This is a genomic window from Marinobacterium nitratireducens, assembly GCF_014645375.1.
GTDB lineage: Bacteria > Pseudomonadota > Gammaproteobacteria > Pseudomonadales > Balneatricaceae > Marinobacterium_A > Marinobacterium_A nitratireducens.
The window spans coordinates 393487-414982 of record NZ_BMLT01000003.1 but is presented as its reverse complement, the minus strand read 5'-3'; the positions used below and the strand labels follow the sequence as shown (position 1 = coordinate 414982).

At 64.0% G+C, this 21496-nt stretch carries 18 protein-coding genes; 10 read left to right on the top strand and 8 right to left on the bottom strand.

Translation table 11 applies throughout. From position 1 onward, the window contains the following. Nucleotides 1–285: 285 nt before the first annotated feature. From IEX85_RS07555 to hpaH, 6 genes are all read right to left on the bottom strand, one after another. Nucleotides 286–1299, bottom strand: coding sequence for a TRAP transporter substrate-binding protein (locus IEX85_RS07555; RefSeq protein ID WP_188859976.1), 1014 nt, complete (start codon nt 1297–1299; stop codon nt 286–288). A 103-nt stretch (nt 1300–1402) separates the two neighbouring features. After that, a complete protein-coding gene (gene hpaE / locus IEX85_RS07550) occupies nt 1403–2938 on the bottom strand; it encodes a 5-carboxymethyl-2-hydroxymuconate semialdehyde dehydrogenase (protein ID WP_188859975.1) in 1536 nt (511 codons plus the stop codon). Nucleotides 2939–3004: 66 nt separating this feature from the next. Continuing rightward, nucleotides 3005–3787, bottom strand: coding sequence for a fumarylacetoacetate hydrolase family protein (locus tag IEX85_RS07545; protein ID WP_188859974.1), 783 nt, complete (start codon nt 3785–3787; stop codon nt 3005–3007). Nucleotides 3788–3790: 3 nt separating this feature from the next. Beyond that, nucleotides 3791–4459: a fumarylacetoacetate hydrolase family protein gene (locus IEX85_RS07540; protein WP_188859973.1), complete on the bottom strand. Its 669-nt coding sequence runs from the start codon at nt 4457–4459 to the stop codon at nt 3791–3793. Nucleotides 4460–4507: 48 nt separating this feature from the next. Next, a complete protein-coding gene (gene hpaI, locus IEX85_RS07535; protein WP_188859972.1) occupies nt 4508–5314 on the bottom strand; it encodes a 4-hydroxy-2-oxoheptanedioate aldolase in 807 nt (268 codons plus the stop codon). Nucleotides 5315–5343: 29 nt separating this feature from the next. Further along, a complete protein-coding gene (gene hpaH, locus IEX85_RS07530; RefSeq protein WP_188859971.1) occupies nt 5344–6147 on the bottom strand; it encodes a 2-oxo-hept-4-ene-1,7-dioate hydratase in 804 nt (267 codons plus the stop codon). Between the two features lie 471 nt (nt 6148–6618). Between hpaH and IEX85_RS07525 the strand changes: the two genes are divergently transcribed. The 5 genes from IEX85_RS07525 to IEX85_RS07500 all read left to right on the top strand — a co-directional run bounded on the left by IEX85_RS07525 (nt 6619) and on the right by IEX85_RS07500 (nt 12524). Continuing rightward, entirely contained in the window at nt 6619–7011 is a 393-nt protein-coding gene (locus tag IEX85_RS07525) for a 5-carboxymethyl-2-hydroxymuconate Delta-isomerase (protein ID WP_188859970.1), read from the top strand. An 86-nt stretch (nt 7012–7097) separates the two neighbouring features. Next, on the top strand, nt 7098–7520 hold the full coding sequence (gene hpaR, locus IEX85_RS07520) for a homoprotocatechuate degradation operon regulator HpaR (protein ID WP_188859969.1): 423 nt from the start codon (nt 7098–7100) through the stop codon (nt 7518–7520). Nucleotides 7521–7670: 150 nt separating this feature from the next. Continuing rightward, complete coding sequence (locus IEX85_RS07515; protein ID WP_188859968.1) at nt 7671–9101, top strand: aldehyde dehydrogenase family protein; 1431 nt, start codon at nt 7671–7673, stop codon at nt 9099–9101. Nucleotides 9102–9198: 97 nt separating this feature from the next. Beyond that, nucleotides 9199–10125 (top strand): 3,4-dihydroxyphenylacetate 2,3-dioxygenase, encoded by a 927-nt coding sequence (gene hpaD, locus IEX85_RS07510; RefSeq protein WP_188859967.1) that lies wholly within the window; start codon nt 9199–9201, stop codon nt 10123–10125. Between the two features lie 734 nt (nt 10126–10859). Continuing rightward, a complete protein-coding gene (locus IEX85_RS07500; protein ID WP_188859966.1) occupies nt 10860–12524 on the top strand; it encodes an isovaleryl-CoA dehydrogenase in 1665 nt (554 codons plus the stop codon). Nucleotides 12525–12811: 287 nt separating this feature from the next. Here IEX85_RS07500 and IEX85_RS07495 read toward each other — a convergent pair whose 3' ends face one another. Further along, the gene (locus IEX85_RS07495; RefSeq protein ID WP_188859965.1) at nt 12812–13507 is read right to left on the bottom strand and encodes a winged helix-turn-helix transcriptional regulator; all 696 of its coding nucleotides are present in this window, start codon (nt 13505–13507) and stop codon (nt 12812–12814) included. A gap of 156 nt (nt 13508–13663) precedes the next feature. On the opposite strand from IEX85_RS07495, the gene IEX85_RS07490 reads away from it, so the two are divergent. The 5 genes from IEX85_RS07490 (at nt 13664) to IEX85_RS07470 (ending at nt 17198) form a co-directional block, all read left to right on the top strand. Next, nucleotides 13664–14203, top strand: a complete 540-nt coding sequence (locus tag IEX85_RS07490; protein ID WP_188859964.1) for a flavin reductase family protein — start codon at nt 13664–13666, stop codon at nt 14201–14203. Nucleotides 14204–14230: 27 nt separating this feature from the next. Continuing rightward, nucleotides 14231–15367, top strand: a complete 1137-nt coding sequence (locus tag IEX85_RS07485; RefSeq protein WP_188859963.1) for an acyl-CoA dehydrogenase family protein — start codon at nt 14231–14233, stop codon at nt 15365–15367. Between the two features lie 28 nt (nt 15368–15395). Beyond that, nucleotides 15396–15551, top strand: a complete 156-nt coding sequence (locus tag IEX85_RS07480; RefSeq protein WP_188859962.1) for a hypothetical protein — start codon at nt 15396–15398, stop codon at nt 15549–15551. Nucleotides 15552–15779: 228 nt separating this feature from the next. Then, nucleotides 15780–16235, top strand: a complete 456-nt coding sequence (locus IEX85_RS07475; protein ID WP_188859961.1) for an RT0821/Lpp0805 family surface protein — start codon at nt 15780–15782, stop codon at nt 16233–16235. 12 nt (nt 16236–16247) lie between these two features. Next, nucleotides 16248–17198, top strand: coding sequence for a hypothetical protein (locus IEX85_RS07470; protein ID WP_188859960.1), 951 nt, complete (start codon nt 16248–16250; stop codon nt 17196–17198). Here the strand turns inward: IEX85_RS07470 and IEX85_RS07465 are convergent. Next, the gene (locus IEX85_RS07465; RefSeq protein ID WP_188859959.1) at nt 17192–21448 is read right to left on the bottom strand and encodes an nSTAND1 domain-containing NTPase; all 4257 of its coding nucleotides are present in this window, start codon (nt 21446–21448) and stop codon (nt 17192–17194) included. The two genes, IEX85_RS07470 and IEX85_RS07465, sit on opposite strands and share 7 nt — an antisense overlap. Between the last annotated feature and the right edge of the window lie 48 nt (nt 21449–21496).

The following is a 21496-nucleotide window of genomic DNA, read 5'->3' as shown; positions in this document are numbered from 1 at the left end:
GCGGGGCTCAGTGATAGCGCCGTTGCACTCGAATTTTCTTACCGCTCCAATTATCTCCTTTCTATACATCAATTCAGCGCTGATACCTCGGGCGACCCGTTTTTTATAGGTTGGGGCCACGACCGGAGCGCCGGCCGGGTAGGATGGGTAGAGTGATGCATCCCTTTTAGCCTGCAGGTTTTACACCTCTTTTCGGGCATCGCGAAACCCGTCAAATCAATCGTCTTGCAGCTCGACTGCATTCGGTTGGCGGTTTCGCGACGTCCCTGACCTCGTGGTATTTGATCAGCCGCAGCTCTCGCTCAGCTCTTTCGCCCTGGCGTAAACCTTTCGAGCCGGGAGTCCCTTGTCCTCGAGTCCGCCGAGGTACTTCTCGGTGGCCGCATCGAGCACCGGTTTCCAGGCCGGGTTCTCGGCGCCGCCTTCCAGCGTGATGATTTCGTGCCCTGCGTCGACGGCCTCCTGGCGCCCGAGGTTGTCGAGCTCATCGAAGGCCGCGCCGGCCTTGGCCGCCCATGCCTGGCCGGAGTGCGCGTCGACGATCTGCTTGAGGTCATCCGGCATGCCGTCGTAGATGCCCTTGTTCATCGTGATGATAAAGGAGACGGTGTAGAGGCCGATTTCGGTATGGTGACTGGCCTCCTCGTTGAGCCGGAAGCTCTTCATGCCCTCCCAGGGAAACGAAACGCCGTCGATCACGCCGCGCTGCAGCGACGGATAGGCTTCCGGCGCGGGCATGCCGACCGGCTGGGCAGCGAGACCCTCCAGCAGCTCGGCCACCACGGTGGTGGGGCGACGGATCTTCAGACCGGCCAGGTCTTCGGGTTCGTGGATAGCCTTTTCCTTGGTATGCAGGTGACCGGGGCCGTGGGTGAACAGGTAAATGGGATGGGTGTCCTCGAACTCGGCGCTGATCAGTCCCTCGTCATACAGCGACTGCACCATGCAGGAGCCCTGGGTGGCGGTCTTGACCAGGCCCGGCAGCTCGACCACCTGGGTCAGCGGGAAACGGTTGGCGCTGTAACCCAGGACGGTGGCGGTGAGGTCGGCAATGCGGTTTTTCACCGCATCGTAGCTCTGCGGCGCCTTGGCCAGCGTCTGGGACGGGTAAAACTCCACTTCGATTCGGCCGTCGGAGTCTTCTTCCAGCGCCTGCGCCCAGCTCTCGAAGGCCTGGTGCATGCCGGAGGTCGCGGGCCAGAAGTGGGCGAAACGCAGGTTGTATTCGGCTGCCTGGGCGCCGCCGGCCAGCAGTGTGGCCGAGAGCGCGAAGGCGGGCAGGGAGGCGAGTTTGCGCATGCTGTTACCTTTTTGTTGTTGTCGCCAGAAAAAGCGTAGGCCATTCGCAAGCGAATGGCCTTGATCGGGAGGCGTTATCGGTTCTTCGGAGCGTCCTTGCGCCTCAGCCTTTGCCGAGCTGCGGCACCTTGTGGGTGCCGTGAGCGATGCAGACGTTCTTGGTTTCCATGTAGAAGTCGAAGCTCCAGTCGCCGCCGTCGCGGCCGATGCCGGACATCTTGATACCGCCGAACGGCGACGGCAGGTTGCGGTTGTTCTCGGAGTTCACCCACAGCATGCCGGCCTCGACGTGCTTGGCCATGCGCATGGCGCGGCCGGTGTTTTCGGTCCAGATGTAACCGGAGAGGCCGTACTGGGTATCGTTGGCGATGGCGACTGCCTCTTCTTCGGTGTCGAAGGAGATAGCGGTCAGCACCGGGCCGAAGATCTCTTCCTGGGCGATGCGCATGCGGTTGTTGGCGCCGGTGAACAGGGTCGGCTCCAGGTAGTTGCCGGCCGGGTCGATGTTGCCACGGGCTTCTTCGATACGCTTGCCACCCACTGCAATAGTGGCGCCGTCCTCCTTGGCGATATCGAAGTAGCTGAGTACCTTGTTGTAGTGCTCGGTCGCAACCAGTGGGCCCACTTCGGTGTTCGGATCCAGAGAGTGACCGACCTTCAGGTTACGTACACGCTGCTCCAGAGCGGCCAGAAAGCGGTCGCGGATACCGCTCTGGATCAGCAGACGGCTCGACGAGGTGCAGCGCTGGCCGTTGAGGCTGTAGATCATGAACACGACGGCATCCAGCGCGCGTTCGAAGTCGGCGTCGTCGAAGACGATAACCGGGTTCTTGCCGCCCAGCTCGAAGTGCATGCGCTTGAGGGTATCGGCGCCCTGGCGCATGATGTGGGAACCGGTGGCGGATTCACCGACCAGGGCAACGGCTTTGATCGCCGGGTGCTCGGTCATGCGCTTGCCAGCGGTTTCGCCGAAACCGTTCACCATGTTCCAGACGCCCTTGGGCAGCACTTCATCGGCGATTTCAGCGAGGATGTAGGCGCTCAGCGGGGTCAGTTCGGCCGGTTTGTGCACCACGGTGCAGCCGGCAGCCAGTGCCGGTGCGATTTTCCAGGTGGACAGCATGAACGGCGTGTTCCAGGGCGTGATGATGCCCACCGGACCGATCGCCTTGCGTACGGTGTAGTTGGTGTGCTCGTCCTGGTGCAGTGCAAGACCGTTCTGCGCTTCCGGCGCCTTGTCGGCGAAGAAGCGGAAGTTGGCGGCGCCGCGCACCGCGGCCTGTTTCATGAAGCGGATCGCCTGACCGCAGTCCATGGACTCGACCAGGGCGATTTCGTCGGCACGCTCGACCAGGCGGTCGGCGAACTTGTTCAGCAGACGCTTGCGCTCGGCACCCGGCATCGCAGACCACTCGACGAAGGCATCTTCGGCAGCCTGGCAGGCGGCATCCATGTCGGCAACGGAGCCCGCCATCACCTTGCCGATGGAGCTGTTATCGGTCGGGGTGACGTTGTCGTATTCGCTGCCGCCGGCACCTAAGGTGAATTCACCGTTGATGTAGTGACCGGTGGTGTTGCTCTTGAAGCGCTCCAGGTACTGCTGGGCGCGTGTCAGGTTGGTATCCAGTGTATCGCTCATTGTGTGTCTCCCGTTCTGTCTGATCCCGGCAAGGCCTTGGCCTGGCGCCCGGGACGGGTCTTGTTCTCAGTATTTGTCGCCGTAGTATTCCTGCTCGCTGACCATGCGTGTCTCGAGTGAGCAGATATCTTCAATGGTGCAGACGACGGTGTCGCCGGGCTGGCAGTCAACGATACCGTGGGGGGTGCCGGTGCAGATCATGTCGCCCGGGTTCAGGGTCATGATCTTGCTGAGGTATTCGATCACGAAAGGTACGTCAAAGATCATGTCCCTGGTGGTACCGTCCTGAGTCACCTTGCCGTTCACCGTAGTGGTCAGTTTCAGCGCGTTGGCATCGGGGATGTCCGCCGTATCGACGATCCAGGGGCCCATTGGCAGCAGCGAATCGCGGCTTTTGACCCGCAGGTTGGGGCGGTAGTAGTTTTCCAGGTAGTCGCGGATCGCGAAGTCATTGCAGACGGTGTAGCCGGCTACGTAATCCAGAGCATCTTCACGCTTGATGTTCTTACCGGTTTTGCCGATCACAGCAACCAGTTCGCACTCGTAGTGCTGATAGTCGATGTTGTCAGGACGGTAGCTCACCTGCTTGTGACCGGTCAGCGTGTTCGCGTGCTTGATAAAGACCAGCGGCTCTTTCGGTGGCTCGAACGCCAGCTCAGAGGCGTGATCGGCATAGTTGATGCCCAGCGCGAAAATGGTGCCCGGCTCTTTGACCGGCGGCAGCCAGGTAATCTGGTCGGAATCCAGATCTACGATGAGTGCCTCGCCGTCAGTGGTGGTGAGGCGGTCGTTGGCGTCGATCTGGATATCGAGTTCGCGGCCGTCGAGGATGATGCGTGCGTGTCTCATGGCTCAGGCGCCTCCCAGAGTGTTGCTCAGGGTACCGATACCCTCGATGCTTGATTCGACCTTGTCGCCCTTGGCGACCGGCACACGGTTGCCGGCGAAGCCGACGGCGATGATCTCGCCCGCCTGCAGCGTCATGATGCGCGAGATGATGCTGATCAGCTCGGCAACGCTGCGCTCCATGTTGGCCAGTTCAACGACGCTTTTCTGTTCGCCATTGACGCTAATACTGACGCTCAGGGTTTCCGGGTTGGTGATCTTGTCCGCCGTAACGATCTCAGGACCTACAGGTGCTGTGGTGTCGAGGCACTTGCCCTTGATGTCGGGGCGGTAGTAGTTCTGCTCCGGCAGCGAGAAGTCGCTGACGATGGTGTAGCCGCCGACATAGTCGAGTGCTTCTTCAGCACTGACACGGCAGGTTTCCTTGCCGATTACCACGCCGAGGCTGGTACCGACCGCCATGGCCGGCACGTCGCTACCGTCGAAGTCCTTCGCCCACTCGATCTCGGCGCCGTTGCGGTTCCAGGTGTTGCGCGGCTTGTAGTAGAGCACCGGCTGGGTCGGCGGCTTCTTGTACGGCGCTTCGTTGAAGGTCGCCTCCAGCGTGGCCAGTTGCTCCTTGTCGTTCAGTGCGACGCAGACCAGTTTGCTGTTGACCAGAGTTTCTGCAGTCATGTCATTCACTCTTGAAGTAAGTCATTGGGGCCTTACGGGCTCCTCGATTCAGTAGCCGGCCTGGGGCTTGTCGTCCGCAACCGGCACGTCGCTCTTGAACTGCTGCGCCAGTTTGCGGGTGCCCTGGGCCAGGATCAGGGTGTCGACGCCGACGCCGACGAAGCTTGCGCCCTGCTGCACGTATTGCGTAACCAGCGCCGGATCGAGGCACAGGAGCCCGGCATACTTGCCGGCGGCGCGGATCTTGCCGATTCCTGCTTCGATCGCCGCGACCACCGTGGGGTTGCCGGCATCGCCGACGTAGCCCATGGAGGCGGACAGATCGGACGGGCCGATAAAGACGCCATCGACCCCCTCGACCGCGAGAATCTCGTCGAGGTTCTCCAGTGCGGTGGCGGTCTCGACCTGTACCAGCAGGCAGATTTCATCGTTGGCTTTGTGCAGGTATCCCGGCACCTGGTTCCAGCGTGCGGCACGGGCCAGCGAGGTGCCGAGGCCGCGGATGCCCTGCGGCGGATAGCGCACCGCCTGCACCAGCTGGCGGGCCTGTTCGGCGGTATCGACCATCGGTACCAGCAGCGTCTGGGCGCCAATATCGAGCAGCTGCTTGATCAGCGCGGTGTCGCCCTCGACCGGCCGAACGATGGGCGCCACGTCGTACGGCGCCATTGCCTGCAGATGAGCCATGATGCTGCGCAGATCGAAAGGCGCGTGCTCGGAATCGATCAGCAGCCAGTCGAAGCCGGCGACGGCAGCGATCTCGGCGGCGCTGTTGTCGGGCAGACCGAGCCAGAGACCGTACTGGGGACGGCCGCTGGCCTGGCCCTGCTTGAAGCGGTTCTTGGGCAGTTCCATCAAGGTTTCTCCTGTATTCGCTGTCTGACTCAGGCGAAGTTGATCGCGATGCCGCCGAGCGGACCGTAATCGGCGTGCACGGTATCGCCGGCCTTGACCGGAACGGGACGGGTGAAGGATCCCGCCAGGATGACCTGGCCCGGCTCCAGACCAATGCCGTGCGGTGCAAAGCGCTTGCAGACCCAGCTGATACCCTTGGCCGGATGGCCGAGCACGCCGGCGGCGATGCCCGTCTCCTCGATCTGGCCGTTTAGGTATAGCAGGGCGCCGGCCCAGCGCAGGTCGATATCGGTCGGCCGTATTGGGCGTCCGCCCAGGATGACGCCGGCGTTGGCGGCGTTATCGGCGATGGTGTCGAACACCTTGCGGGTGTAGCCGGTTTCCGGATGGGTGCGCTGGCAGCGCGCGGCGATCAGCTCGAGTGCGGGCATCACATAGTCGGTGGCGTTGAGGACGTCGATGACCGAGACGTTTTCGCCGAACAGCGGCTTTTTCAGCACGAAGGCCAGTTCGACCTCGATTCGCGGATCGAGAAAGTCTGCGGCGTTCAGGGTGGCGCCGTCCTCGAAGAACATGTCGTCGAGCAGTACACCGTAATCGGGCTCGTCGATATTCACGGCCATCTGCATTGCACGGGAGGTGAGACCGATCTTGTAGCCTTTGACGACACGGCCCTCGTCGACCTTGCGGTCGACCCACTGTTTCTGGATGGCGTAGGCGTCGGCCATGTCCATCTGCGGGTAGTCGAGCGTAAGGGCCGGGATCTGCTGGCGGCCGGTTTCGGCCGCGTACAGACGGTCGGCCGCGATGGCGATTTGTTCTTTATTTAGCATGATCTTGTCCGTCGTTGTTGAGTTGCGACCGGCTGCCCGGGGCTCGGTAGCCTGTTCGCAGGAGCCTTGGGGCAGGATCCTGCAGTTCCGGCGCCGCCTTTAATGTTAATATATTAACTAAAATTCTGCGAAGCGCTGTCTGCTTGATCGTGATAACAATCATAATAGTTAATATGTTAAGTTTGTCAAAGCTTTTCTGTCGACGTAGAGCGTCAAGGCCGCTTCGATATCGGCGTCCGTACGATGGACTGGCGGTGGTTTCTGGCCTGAAGGCCCCTGCGTGCGGGCTCTGTCCCTATCACAGCTGCATACTGAAGCGATCGCTGACTGGGGGGCATCAGGTAGATGAGACCAGGCCGAGCGACGCTGCCGCTTGACACAACTTAATATATTAACTAAATTGGCTGTTAGTGAAATTTAACGCAGGCATCGCGACGAGCAGCGTTCCTGTACGAAAGAGAGGGCAGTGGTATGCCGCACTTTATTGTTGAGTACTCGGGTAACCTGCACCAGAAGCTGGAGTTCCAGTCACTGTTCAAGGCGCTGCACGAGTACGTGGTGTCTACCGGCGCCTTCCCGATTGGGGGGGTGCGCAGCCGCGCTATCCGCTGTGACGACTTCCGGGTTGCGGACGGGCGCGAGGGATTCGCGTTCCTGAATCTCAACCTGAAAATCGGTCACGGGCGCGATATGGAACTCAAGCAACGGGTCGCCGGCAGGGTATTCGAGATTCTCTGCGACTGGATGAAGCCGGTTACCGATAACGGCTACTGCCAGATTTCCTTCGAGATGACGGAGCTCGATCCGGTACTCAAGTTCAACAAGAACAACATTCATCCGCTCTTTGCCGGCGGTGAGCGATGAATGACAGGAATGGCTTTGTCGACGGCGGCAGTTGTCCGATAATTCAGGCGACACCCGCTTGTAGTGAGACAGGAACTTCCGTACCCATGCGAAAATTTGACGACTCCATACCGCTGCAGCTGCTGAAAGCCCGCGAAGCGACCATGGGGTTCTTCCGGCCGTTGCTGCAGGAGATCCCGATGACCGAGCAGCAATGGCGGGTCATCCGGGCGCTCAACGAGCACCAGGAGCTGGAGTCGAAGCAGCTCGCCGATCTGTGCTGTATTCTGAGCCCCAGCCTGACCGGGATCATCAACCGGCTCGAGCAGCAGGGCTACATACGGCGACGCAAGTCCGAGGAGGATCAGCGCCGTACGCTGCTCAGTCTGACCGATCAGGCCCGCGAGATGTTCGAGCGCGTCAGTCCCGGCATGGAAGCCCGCTACCGCGAGCTTGCCAGGCAGTTCTCGCCGCAGGAGATGGAGCTGCTCAAAGGGTTGCTGAGCAAGCTCTGCAAGATCAAGCCCTGAAATTGAGGCGCTGAAGCGCTCCGGCGGGGGACAGGTCATCCCGGCGGTGTCGTTACAGGTATATAATTAATATATTAATTAATTCGTGATCGGTATCGGGTGCAGCGGACGCCTGGTGCATCCCGGACCCACAGACGGAGACCGACTTCAATGCTGAAATCCAGCTATCCCTACTTCCTAGCCAACGTTGCCGAGGCGCCCAACCAGGACCTGGCGGTTGTCGACAAGTACAGCGGTGAGGTCGCGACCCGCGTCGCCCTGGCCAACGTCGAGGCGATCGATCGCGCCATCGCGGCAGCGGTCGAGGCGACGGAACCGATGCGCAAGCTTCCGGCTTACAGGCGCCAGGCGATTCTGAACCATTGCGTGAAGCGTTTCGAGGAGCGCTTCGACGAGCTGGCCGAAGCGCTCTGTGTCGAGGCGGGCAAGCCGATCAAGGACGCCCGCGGCGAGGTGACCCGGCTGATCGATACCTTCCGTATCGCTGCCGAAGAGTCGGTGCGCATCGGCGGTGAGGTGGTGCCGATGGACATCAGCCCCCGCGCGGAAGGTTACACTGGGATGTGGAAACGGGTACCGATCGGACCCTGCTCCTTTATTTCGCCGTTCAACTTTCCGCTCAACCTGGCGGCGCACAAGGTCGCGCCGGCACTGGCCGCGGGCTGTCCCTTCGTGCTCAAACCCGCGAGCCTCACGCCGATCGGTGCGCTGATCATCGGTGAGATACTGGCGGAGACCGATCTGCCCAAAGGCGCTTTCTCGATTCTGCCCTGTCACCGTGACGGTGCCGATCTCTTCACCACCGATGAGCGCCTCAAGCTGCTGAGCTTCACGGGTTCCCCGGAAGTGGGCTGGCAGCTCAAGGCCAGGGCCGGGAAAAAGCCGGTGGTGCTGGAGCTTGGCGGCAACGCCGCCTGCGTTGTGGACGAGGGCACAGATATCGAAGACGCCGTCGAGCGAATCGTCTTCGGCGCTTACTATCAGTCGGGCCAGAGCTGCATCAGCGTGCAGCGGATACTGGTGCACGAGTCGCTCTATGACGCCGTGCGCGAGCGTCTGACCGACGCGGTCAGGTCACTGAAATCCGGCGACCCGCACGACGAGTCCACTTTCATCGGGCCGATGATTTCCGAGAAGGAAGCCGCGCGTCTGCACGGCTGGGTTACCGATGCGCTGGAGCAGGGCGCCACCCTGCTGGCCGGCGGCGAGCGCGACGGCGCCATGCTGCAGGCGACGCTGCTGGAGAACGTCTCTGCGGAGCTCGACGTCAACACCCAGGAGGCGTTCGGCCCGGTAGCTATCCTGTCGCGTTTCAGCGATTTCGACGCGGCGCTGGCCGAGGTGAACAACTCCGATTTTGGCCTGCAGGCCGGCATCTTCACCCGCGATATCTACAAGATTCAGAAAGCCTGGGATGAGCTGGAAGTCGGCGGGGTGGTGATCGGCGATGTGCCGTCCTGGCGCGTCGACCACATGCCCTACGGTGGCGTGAAGGACAGTGGTCTGGGCCGCGAAGGCGTGCGCTACGCCATCGAGGATATGACCGAACTGCGGTTGCTGGTGGTGCGCGACCCGAACTGATACCAGATCGCAGTCACCGTCACGACTTTTACGCCAAACTGAAATTGCCGGGTCGCTGCAGGGCAGCACCCGTAGCCAACAACAAAAGGGTAATAGCATGGGCAAACTCGCGTTAGCCGCCAAGATCACGCATGTGCCGTCGATGTATCTGTCGGAACTGGACGGGCCGCAGAAGGGCTGCCGCCAGTCCGCCATCGACGGCCATCTTGAAATCGGTCGTCGCTGCCGGGAGCTGGGCGTGGATACCATAGTGGTGTTCGATACCCACTGGCTGGTCAATGCCGCCTACCACATCAACTGCGCACCGCATTTTGCGGGCACCTATACCAGCAACGAGCTGCCGCACTTCATCTCCAATATGGAGTTCGGCTTCGACGGCAACCCCGAACTCGGACGCATTCTGGCCAAGGCCTGCAACGGGCACGGCGTCGAGACGCTGGCACACGATGCCACCTCGCTGGACCCGGAATACGGCACCCTGGTACCGATGCGCTACATGAACCAAGACCGGCACTTCAAGGTGATCTCGGTTTCGGCCATGTGCATGGCGCACTACCTGGACGACAGCGCGCGCCTTGGCTGGGCCATGCGCGAGGCAATCGAGCAGCACTACGACGGCACGGTGGCAATCCTCGCCAGCGGCTCGCTGTCGCACCGCTTCGCCCAGAACGGCCAGGCGCCGGATTACCTCAACCGGATCTGGAGCCCCTTCCTCGAGATGCTCGATCACGAAGTCGTCGAGATGTGGAAGCGCGGTGAATGGGACGCCTTCTGCCAAATGCTGCCCGAGTACGCGGTCAAGGGGCACGGCGAGGGCTTCATGCACGATACCGCCATGCTGCTGGGCGCACTGGGCTGGTCCGAGTACGACCGAGGCGCCGAGATCGTCACTCCCTATTTCGGCAGCTCGGGTACCGGTCAGATCAACGCCATTTTCCCGGTCACGCCGCAGACCGGTGCCAGTGTGCCGGGCCCGAAGGCCTCGGTTGCCGACAAGGCCAAGGCCTATGCCGGACGGGTTTGATGGCGTGTTGATGATTTGCGGTCGTGGCGTTCTTCGACACCCTGGCTGAATGCCCGGGACCGGATCGACACCGAGGCCTGGCGGCGGAACCAGGGCAATCCACTACCTGACGACTGTGAGTGCCAGTCCGGGCCGGCGGTACCGTTTCCGGGCGACACGCTTTACGTCGTCCCTGACCGCTCGACTGCCGCCGTCCATGGCGGCAGACGGTCGCCCTGAAGCGGTACCCCCACCCCTCGACAATGCGGTGCCAACCGACAGACGCACCGAACCCGGTTCGCTACCCGACAGTGGCCTGGCAAGCCGGCAGGCGAGCCTCACAGTACCAGGCATGAAGCTGGCGCAGTGCACGAGCTGCTGAACGACGGTGGGAGCGGCGGATAGTTTTGCCGTCCAGTTTCTACAAATGCCGAAATTAAGCAGTTTTCGTACCGGCACCGGGCTCTCCGAGGCTGATGTGGTCGGGTCTGGCTGACCGTCTGCCGCCAGGACGGCGGCAGCCGAGCCCTCAGGGACGAGTTCACGGCGTGTCAGACAGGCCCGACCACATCGACCCTGCCGATCTTGTCATCGACTCGTGATAGTGCGATTGCCCTGGCGGCGGAGCTCTGGCAGGTTGATTAATAAGGTGAATGGTGGTTCACTCGTAAAGGAGTGAACTGCTATTCACTTTTTTTGGGGTGCCGGTCCACAGTTTGGTGCGGTATCCTGGACACGTCCGGAGATCAGTGCTGATGACCGATAGCCGCTACCTCGCCGAAACCCATGAAGTGCTCAATCAGGCGCCGATTCTGACCGATTATAACCTCTACCGGCAGGACCGGGCGCTGGTCGAGGCCGTGGCGCGTGAGGGCGCGGGCCGGGCGTCCGACGCCCTGAGCGCTTTCGGCGCTCTCGCCGGCTCGTCGCAGTGGATCGAGTGGGGCTTCCAGGCCAATGAAAACAAGCCGGTGCTGCATACCCACGATATTCGCGGCAATCGCCGCGACGAGGTGCGCTTTCACCCGGCCTATCATCAGTTGATGAAGGCGTCGATCGAGCACGGCCTGCATGCTTCCCACTGGCGTCACCCGGGGCCCGGCGCCCAGGTCGAGCGTGCGGCGAAGTTCTACCTGATGACCCAGGTCGAGGCCGGGCACCTGTGCCCGATCAGCATGACCTCGGCGGCGATTCCGGCGCTGCGCAGGCAGCCGGAGGTTTTCGAGCAGTGGGCACCGAAAATCATGGCGCGGGAGTATGATTCCCGCAACGTCCCGGATGCGCAGAAGCCCGGGCTCACCATCGGCATGGCGATGACGGAGAAGCAGGGCGGTTCGGATGTGCGCGCCAATACCACCCGGGCCTATCCGCTGGACACTGGCGGTCCGGGGCAGGCCTACGAGCTGGTGGGGCACAAGTATTTCGTATCCGCGCCGATGAGCGATGCCTACCTGGTACTGGCCCAGGCGCCGGGCGGTCTGTCCTGCTTCCTGCTGCCGCGCTGGCGGCCCGATGGCAGCAAGAATCCGCTGCAGATCCAGCGTCTCAAGAACAAGATGGGCAACGTTGCCAACGCCTCCAGCGAAACCGAACTGCGCGGCGCCTGGGCGCTGATGATCGGCGAGGAAGGGCGCGGCGTACCGACCATCATCGAGATGGTGGCGATGACCCGTTTCGACTGCATGATCGGATCCTCCGCCGGCATGCGTCAGGCGGTTGCTCAGGCGACGCACCATGCGGCCCACCGGTCGGCTTTCGGCAAGCGCCTTGCGGATCAGCCGCTGATGCGCAACGTGCTGGCGGATCTGGCGATCGAGCACGAGGCGGCGCTGATGATGACCATGCGCATCGCCCGCGCGCTCGACGGCCAGGCCGCGGACGAGCACGAGAAGCAGCTGGTCCGTCTTGGCACCGCCGTTGGCAAGTACTGGATCTGCAAGCGCACGCCGGGCCACGCCTACGAGGCGATGGAGTGTATCGGCGGCATGGGGCTGATGGAGGACTGCATCATGCCGCGGCTGCTGCGCGAGTCTCCGGTGAACTCGATCTGGGAGGGCAGTGGCAACGTTCAGTGTCTGGACGTACTGCGGGCCATGGGGCGCGACCCCGGCATCCTTGAGGCCTTTGCCGCGGAGATCCGGCACGCCGCGGGCGGCAATCGCCATCTGGACCTGTTCATGGCAAAGCTTCAGGCCGAGCTCGCCGACCGGGACGATTTCGAACTGCGGGCCCGCAGCCTGGTGGAGAAAATGGCGTTGGCAATGCAGGGTTCGCTGCTGGTGCGTTTCGGTGACAGCGCCGTGGCCGATGCGTTCTGCGCTTCGCGCCTCAACCCCGAGGTCAGCGGCCTGGTCTACGGCAATCTGCCTCGCGGCGTCGATGTCGAGGCTATCGTTCAGCGCGCCACGCCGCGGCTATGACGGTGTCCGGCGTGCCATGGTGCGCTGTCATTTTCGATCAATTTCAGAGGTCCAATCCCCTGCGAAACTGCAGCCCTGGGGCTCGCGCCCTGTGCGCGCTCCTGCAGGTCCGCCACCCTGATGGGTTCCACGACGCCTGGGCCGAGTCGGCAACGGATGCCCCGTACCAAGCGTCGTTTCACCCATCCTAGGATTTACCCTGGGCGTGATCCCCTGCCTTTTAACACAGCATTCGGCAACGCAGATAGATTTTCAACAGTCTGCCAGGCCGGGGGTTCCATCCTCTATCACGCCGGCTCCACGATAGCGCGCGCCGGCGGAATGCCGGCGAAGATGCTGGGTTTGAGCCAGCGCTCCACATGCCGGGTCAGGTCCGGCGGTCCGATCAGCTTGAGCGTGCCGTCGGCGATGGCCTTGCGGTAGCTGATATCGCCCATCCACAGCTGGCACATGACCTTGAGGCAGACGGTGAAGTAGACGTCGACCTCCTTTCCGGGGTCGTGGACGCAGACATCGACATCACCCCCGCTGACCACGATCCACCAGTTCGGGTATTCGCCGATATCGTTGAAGTTGAAGCGGATGACGGTTTCCTGGCCGATGAGCTTGTCGGGGCAGATGCTGCGCTCGAGGTAGAGCATCAGCAGCTCCAGGTCATAGTCGTCCTCGGTCAGACGATCCCTGGCCCAGCGCATGCCCCAGTGCCCCATCTGCTCGACCACCGGCATGAGGTCGCGGCAGGCATCGGTCGGAAAGTACTCGTAGCCGCGCTGTCCCGGAATCCGTTTGCGCACCAGCAGACCGTCCTGCTCCAGGCTTGTCAGGCGCTTGGTCAGCAGGCTCGGCGACATCTGACCGAGGCCGCGCTGAAACTCGCTGAAGCGGGTAGCGCCCATCAACAATTCCCTTACCAGCAATAGGGTCCAGCGTTCGCCCAGCACCTCCATGGCCTTGGCGATCGGGCAGAACTGTTGGTAGCTCATGACAGGGCTCCGCCTTCGGGGGTAGGAAACTACTTTTCCAGTAGTGCGTTACTACAAAAACTGTAGTGGGTTTCTCCAGTTTGTGAAGTAAAAGGCAACGGCCTCCAGGCGTAACCTGAATCTCGTGGTCAGGGTGATTTTTTCGGGAGGTTCGGAATGTGTCAGTCAATCAAAACAACCATCGATATCGCCGAATTGCGTAAAACGCTCGGCGTGTGGACGACCGGCGTCGCCGTTGCCTCCACCCGGGGGGCAGATGGCAGTCCGGTTGGCATGACCATTAACAGCCTAGTGTCGATTTCGCTGGACCCACCGTTGCTCGGCTGGTGCATCGATCGCCGCTCGGCAAGCTTCGATGTCTTTTCCCGCTGCAGCGACTTTTTAATTTCGGTTCTCGGTCACGACCAGGCCGATCTGGCCCGCCGCTTCGCGACTCGCGGTGCCGACAAGTTCGCGGACATCGAGGAGATCGAGGAGAAGGGTGCCGCCGGGTCGGTTCCAAGAATCCCCGGTGCCATCGCCTGGATCCGCTGTCGGCTGTACCGGTGCATTCCCCTTGGTGATCACCTGATGCTGGTCGGTGAGGTGCAGGACTTTGCAGCAGGCGGCTGCTCTCCTCTGGTTTTTTCCCGCGGTGCACTGGTGTCGACGGCTGTTGTCGGGGGCGCCGCCCAAGCGCCGATTTCTGCAAGTTGATAACAACAATATTGTGAGGCTAACCCAATGAAAACTTTGGCACTGAACGAAAAGCTGGCCGGCATCCTGGAGTGCGTTGGCGATCAGATCAGGGAAAACGGAGCTGCGGCCGACCGGGACGGACATTTTTCAACTGACAACTACCGGCTGCTGAAAGAGGCGAAGATCTTTTCTGCACTGGTGCCCGAGGACTGTGGCGGCGGCGGTTTCAGGTACCGGGAGCTCTGTGGCTTTCTCGGCGCGCTCGCCGCACTGCATCCGTCGACAGCGCTGTCCTGTTCGATGCATACGCACATCGTCGCGGCCAATCGCTACAACGACCTGCACGGTCGTCCGGGCCGGGCACTGCTGGAAAAGGTCGGTGCCTGCGAACTGGTGCTGGTGAGTACCGGCGCCGGCGACTGGCTGGCATCCAACGGCTGCATGAAGCGGGTCGAAGGCGGCTTCAGCCTGAGCGGCGTCAAGCGCTTTGCCAGCGGCTCGCCCGCCGGGGATGTGCTGGTCACCTCGGCGCCCTGGGAGGATCCGGACGCGGGCTGGCAGGTGCTGCACTTCCCGGTATCGCTGAAGGCGGAAGGCGTGTCGCTACTGGACGACTGGTATCCGCTGGGTATGCGCGGCTCCGGTTCCAACAGTGTGAAGCTGGAAAACGTCTTCATACCGGACGCCAGCATCGCCCTGCGCCGGCCACGCGGCGACTTTCACAGCATCTGGGCGGTGGTACTGCCGGTGGCGCTGCCACTTATCCTGTCGGTCTATTGCGGAGTCGCCCGCGAGGCCGCGGCGCGGGCAAGGTCGCTGTGCAAGAGCAGCCGGGATCCGGTAACGCCGTACCTGCTTGGCGAGATGGAGAATGCCCTGACCACGGCGGAGCTGGCCCATGCCAGCATGATCGAGCTGGTCGACGATTTCCGCTTCGAGGCCTGCCTGGAAACGGTCAACGAGATCGTCAAGCGCAAGACCATTGCCGCCGAGGCGTGCAAGCTGACCGCCTCCAAGGCGCTCGAGGCCAGCGGCGGTCGAGGCTTCATGTGCGGCAACGGCATTGAAGCGCTGTTCCGGGACAGCCAGGCGTCGCACTTCCATCCACTGCAGGAAAAACGCCAGCACCTGTTCACCGGATACCTGGCCATGGAACAGCAGCCGCCGGGACAGGCGTTCTGACGCCGGGCCCTAAACGGAGGATTCCACCATGAAACTGTACAAACTGATCCGTCGCCTTGTGAGTCGCCGTGCCGTTTGCAGGCCCGTCCGTCTTGATCGCCGTACCCGGCAGGATGTCGGCTTCGATGCGATGGCTGCCGAACACCTCGATGACGAGCGCCTCTGGCGCCTGCTGGCCGCCTGAGCTTTCCCCTGCGGCGGACTGTCCTCGCGTGCTGATCGATGACCTCGAGCCCATTGCAGGGCTCCAAGTCGAGTCCAATGAGCCCCGTCCCCCCCGGTCGGGGCTTGTTCATGGGGTTGCCGGGGGGTAAACGTGCGTTTGATACGCTACTCTGAAAGCAGGTGCGGATATCCCGCAAAGCGTTGCGGCTGTCCGTGCCCGCCAACCACCACAGACAAGGGGGCTGCGATGGGGAAAGTCGCGCGTTCGCTCGCGCTGCTCGGCCTGACGGCCACGCTGCTGGCCTGCGCCGGTGCCAGCAAGCAGGATACCGGCACTCTGCTAGGGGGACTGCTTGGCGGCATTATCGGGCACCAGGTCGACGACGGCGGCAGTGCGGGAATATTGCTCGGTACGCTCGCGGGGGCTGCGCTGGGGCGTATGATCGGCTATCAAATGGATGAGGCCGATCGCCGCAAGCTGGCCGAGACCCTGAACGAAGCGGACAGTGGAGAGACCCGGCGCTGGCGCAACGAGGAATCCGGCAATGAATATGTCATCACGCCGACCAGTGCCGTGCATGACGAGGGTGGCAAGCAGTGCCGGAACTTCAAGCAGGAGGTGATCATCGATGGCAGGCCCGAGGTGATCGACGCCACCGCCTGTCGCTCCAGTGACGAAGCCCCCTGGCAGATTTCGGCCTGAGGTGCGGCGGCGATGAATGCCTGGATGAACGGCCGTTCGGCACGGCGACTGCTGTTGCTCGCGGCTTTGTGCAGCAGCTGCGTCTTCGCTGCGCCCGACGACGTTCTGGATCCGAAATACCCCGATTATGGCGAACCCCGTGGCGACAACGGCGGCTCCAATATGCCTGCGGTTCTCGCCGGCGTTGCCGCGCTGACCGCAATTGCCGCTCTGATCGCGCATAACCGGGCCGCAGCCGAAGCGGACCAGCCGATGGAGAGCGACTGGGCAACGGGCGGTCCCGAGCTGGCGCCGCTGTTCAATAGCAGCGCCTTTGCCATGCGCGCGGCCGTTCGCGGCGGCTGGCCGCTGGTGATCGACTATGCCCATGGCGGACCCGGGCAGGTCGAGGTGCAGATCAGCAAGCGTGGCAGCGGCGAGGTGCTGACCTTTCCGTTGCCGCGACTCGACGGTGGCAGGCATATTGTCCGCTTTCAGCTGCCCCCCTGGCTGGGCGACGATGTCGGCGACGCCATCATCGCCGTAACGGCAAGGGGCGGGCCGGACGGCACGCAGACATTGCCCGATTTTCGCATCTATGGGCTTGGCGCAGGTCCCGAGGCGGTCGGCTCGGTGGCCATCGATCGTCTCGGTTTCGGACCTCCGGGTATCCGCGTCAGCGAGCATGAGGATGCGCGCTACCGTTTCTTCTCGCGCTCGGATTTCGACAGCCTGTCGGTGGAGTTCTTCCGGGTGTCGGAGTCCGGTGACGGCAGCCGGCACGAGTTCGTCGATCAGCAGCTGCTGCCCGGGGGCGTGCGGCCCAATCACTGGGTCGGCCTCGACGAAGAACGCCGCTGGGACGGCCGCGGCACGGCGCAACAAACGTCGCTGGGCCGGCACCGCTTGCAGGTCCGGGCCTGGGATGCCGACGGTGACTGGGTGTGCGCCTGGTCAGACAGCTTCGTCAACGTGCTTCAGTAAGCGCAGGGTGCCCCTTCACCCGGCCAGGCCGCGCGGCGGGCGTGCCAGTCGATGCTGTCCAGCACCTCGAGTTCGCCGTCGTCACTGAGCCGGGTACCGGTCAGCAGGGCCTGCCGTTGTTCCGGGTTGCCGTCCGCCGGTTGCGGTAACGGCCAGAGCCTGATGCGGCGCTCACCCCAGGCATAGATCGCGGGCGGCACGCTCCGCCAGAAGCCGGCGCCGCCTACCGGCTCGCCGAGGCGGTACCTCGGCGAGACCGCAAGGCCGGTGGCGAGATCCCAGATCCGAAGGCTGCCCTGGCTGTCCCAGCTCAGCAGCAGGTGGCCGTCAGGGTCGGTTGCAAGCCCCTTCAGCGCGGCGTCCGGACTGGCCGGTATATGGCGCATCGAGGGTCCCGCCTCGGTGCCGTCGGCGCTGTGCCATTGCCGGATCAGGCCTGACCTGTCCCAGCTCAGGATGCGTTCACCGTTGGCGCTGAACAGGGCGTCCCCGGCCGCCGGGTGTTTGTCCAGGCGGGTCAGGAGCTTGCCGTCCGTGCTGTTCCAGACGCGAATTTCGCCGTCGAGGCTGAGCGCCAGCGCCCGCCGGCCATCGCCGGACAGCGCAACCCGACCCAGCGCCCCCTGCTCGAAACGGAACTTCAGTAGCTGTCGCTGTTCACGAAGATCCCACAGATAGGCGGAGAACCCGGCGTCACTGGTGATGGCATACTGGCCCCTGACGTCGACAGCGGCGTCCAGCAGGGGGCGGTCGTGGGGGAGCTGTCCCAGATAATGACCGTCCGCAACACGCCAGAGCCTGGCGAAGTCGCCGGAACCCCAGGCCATCAGGATGCTGTCATCGCCGCTCAGTCGTGCTTCGCGCAGCCCCGGTGGCAGTTCCTCGACGGACACAGGCGCGGTGTCGGTTGCGACAGGCCAGAGCCGCAGCCGGTCGCGGCCGACATCGAGCAGCCAGCGTCCGTCCGCGGACAGGCGACCCTGCTGCAGCGGTTCCAAGCGCGAGCGCCCGGTGCCTTCGGAGACGGCGCCGGTCGGCGACCAGGCCTGCAGGGCGCCGCCAAGATCGATGCTCAGCAGCGACTGGCCGTCAGCTGCAGGGCGTACATCGAGTAGCGGATCTGCGGATTCTGGTAGCGCCGCCAGCGGCGCCAGTCCCCAGAGGCGCACATCGCCCTGCCGGCTCCAGCCGGCAATGGCGTTGTTGTCGCGATCGAAGCTCGCGGCAGCCGCAGCGGACCTGAGATGGATAGGGTAGCCGAGCTCCCGGCCGCTGCTAAGATCCCAGAGACGCACGCTGCGGTCCCGGCTCCAGCTCAGCAGGCGACGGCCGTCGGCAATGAAGCGCACGCCGATTACGGCATCCTGATGCACGAGCCTTTGCAACCGGCGGCCGTCATCCGACCAGATGCCGATTTCGCCCCCGACATCCCAGCCGGCGATGCGGCGACCGTCCGGGCTGACCCGCACGCCCGCCAGCGGCTGGGTATGGCGAAACTCCGTCGGCGGCGCGGCGTCGTCCAGGCGGCGCAGCTGCATCAGGCCTTCGCGGTTCCACAGCAGCAGCGACCTGTCCGGATGTACGAAGGCGGCGCCGTTGAACGGGCCGCCGTCGCTGTCGAGCCAGCGGCGCTGCAGCGAACCTTGCGCCAGATCCCAGAGGTAGACCCGACCTTCGGCGTCCCAGCTCAGCAGCGAGCCCTGACCCGGGGCCATGCCAACGACCTGAGTGGGGTGTTGCAGCTGCAACGGCTGCGACGCGGCCGGGCTTTCGGCCGCGATCAGCCGAATAACGTTGTCGCGCCCAAGGCTCAGGGCCCGGCGGCCATCGAGCGTGAAGGCGGCCTGCAACACCCTGTCGGCATGGCGGCTGGCGTTCAGCGCCCGCAGCTGCTCATCCCACAGACCCACGCGGCCGTCGTCGAACCAGGCGAGAATTGTCTGACCGTCGGCGGAAAACTCCGCGCCGCGGCTGCCGGCGTCGTCGCCCAGACGCGCCAGGAGCTGCCCGCTGTCACTGTCCCAGAGTCGAACTCCGCCGCTGCCCCCCCAGGTCAGCAGCCGTCCCCGCGCGGAAAAGGACGCGCCTCGAATGCCGGCGTGTCCGGGCTCGCCGAGCAGCCCGCCGGCGGCGTCCCAGAGCTGTATGCTGTCGCTGGCGGTCCAGGTCAGGACGCGCCCAAGATCCGGCGACAGCGCCGCGCCCGAAAGCGGTTGCGGCGGGGCGATGACCTGGCGCAGGCAGCTGCCCGAGTCGAGAAACGCCAGCGCCTGGCGGGCGGCGCTGCCTCTGGGCGTATCCGGCAGCAGGGTCGCGCTGCGGGCGAAATGGTGGGCGGCGCGCACCGTATCCTCCCGGTCGTCACGAAAGCTGACACCACTGAGCCAGTGGGTGCGGGCCAGACGCGCGCGTGCTTGCGCTTCGCTCTCGGTGGCGGCCTGCCATTGCAGCAGCGCAAAGGCCAGCAGTGCGCTGACCACCAGGGTAATGCCGGTCAGGCCGCCGACGAAAGCCCGTTGGCGCCGCCTGCGGCTGCGCCGCGTGCGCTGGCGCAGGTCGAGACTCTGCTCGATCAGCTCAAGCTCGGTGGCGCCAAGGTCGTCGCGCCGTCGTCGGTACCAGCGTTCGGCCTCGTCGAGTGGAGCGTCGCGCAGCACCGTCGATGACCGCGTCCATTGCTCGACCGCAGGCTGCAGGCGCCGCCGCCAGAGCAGGAACTCACGGTCCTGGTCGAGCCAGGCGCGCAGCGTCGGCCAGACGCGAAACAGTGCTTCGTGAGCCACCTCGAGCTGATCGCCGTCCTTGCCGGCGATCAGCAGGCGGGCCTCGACAAAGCGCTCGAGCAGCGGCCGGCCGGGCTTTGGCAGTTCCTCGAGGCGCGCGACCCGGCGCGCGTACTGGCCCTCTTCGTTGATGCGCACCAGCCGACGGAAGGCGGCATGGAGGGCGTCGAGGGCGTCGCTGTCCGGACCGGCTGCGGCGAGCACGCCGTCGGCGGCGCGTCGAATCGAGCCTGAAATACCGCCCAGTTCGGTTTCGTAGTCGGTCAGCCCGATACGCCCCTTGCGGCCGCAGTTTTCCCACAGCTCGCGCAGCGCGAACGCCAGCAGGGGCAGGGCATCGCTGCTGCCGGTGTCGTCGATCATGCGCTCGACCAGGCCTGGTTCGAGTTCGATGCCGGCCAGTCGCGCAGGCTCGGCGATGACCTGGTGCAGGTCGGACAGCGCCAGCGGCCGAACCGACTGATCCTGAAACGGCAGCGCCTTGAGTACCGGGTGGGACTGAAAATCATCCAGAAAGTCCGAACGCATCACCCCGACCAGGATCAGCCGGCGGGCGGGTCCCTGGTCGAGCAGCCGGATCAGCTCGACCAGTCGGTCGGCGTCGCGGTTCTCGGGGTCGAACAGCTCCTCGAGCTGGTCGATCACCAGCACCAGCCAGGTATCCGCCGAATCGCTGTTGTCGAAGAAGGCCTCCAGGCAGCCGGGCAGGCCCTGGGGGTCGCCGTCGGCGAGGCGGCGACAGGCGCCGTCATGGTCAGCGGGCGCAAGACCTGCGGCCAGTGTTGCCAGCGCCCGGGACCTTGGGCGAATCGGCTCGAGCACGCGCCAGCCGGGGTTGCGCCTCAGGCGCGGCAGAATGCCGGCCCGTACGAGGGAGGACTTGCCGCTGCCGGAGGGCCCGAGGAAGAGCAGTAGCGGGGCACCGCCGAAGCGGCGGATGCGATTGAGGGTCTCGATGCCGGCTCGGATATCGTCGTCGCGGCCGAAGAACACCGCGCTGTCGTCTTCGTCGAATGCCGCAAGGCCCGGGTAGGGCGGCCGGTCGGCCTGCCAGCTTTGCGGGTCGCTGGGGTCGAGTCCGGCTTCGCCCAGGGCGCGCCACAGACGCGCGAAGCCCGCCTCGCGGTCCGCCGCGAAGTCGATGCGCTGCACGTCGCGCAAAATCGAGTGCAGTTCACAGTGGGCGAGCCGCAGCGGTACAACCGGCTTGCCGAGTGCGCGGGCATGGGTGATTTCGGCGAACACCCAGTTGGACGCCATCGATTCCGGACTGCACAGCACCAGGACCGCCTGGGCGCTGCGCAGGCGGCTGTACAGTTCCCGCTCCCAGCTGCGACCGCCGGGAATGCCCTGCTCGGGGTCGAAGTCGAGAAACAGCGAATGGAAACCCCGTGCCCTGAGACGCTCCGCGAGTTCGGTGGCGGCCTCGTTGTCGGCGCTGCTGTGGCTGATAAAGATCGCCGCCATGGCGTTCTCCGTGATCCCTGGAATGCCCCGCAAGACCGCTCGACCCGG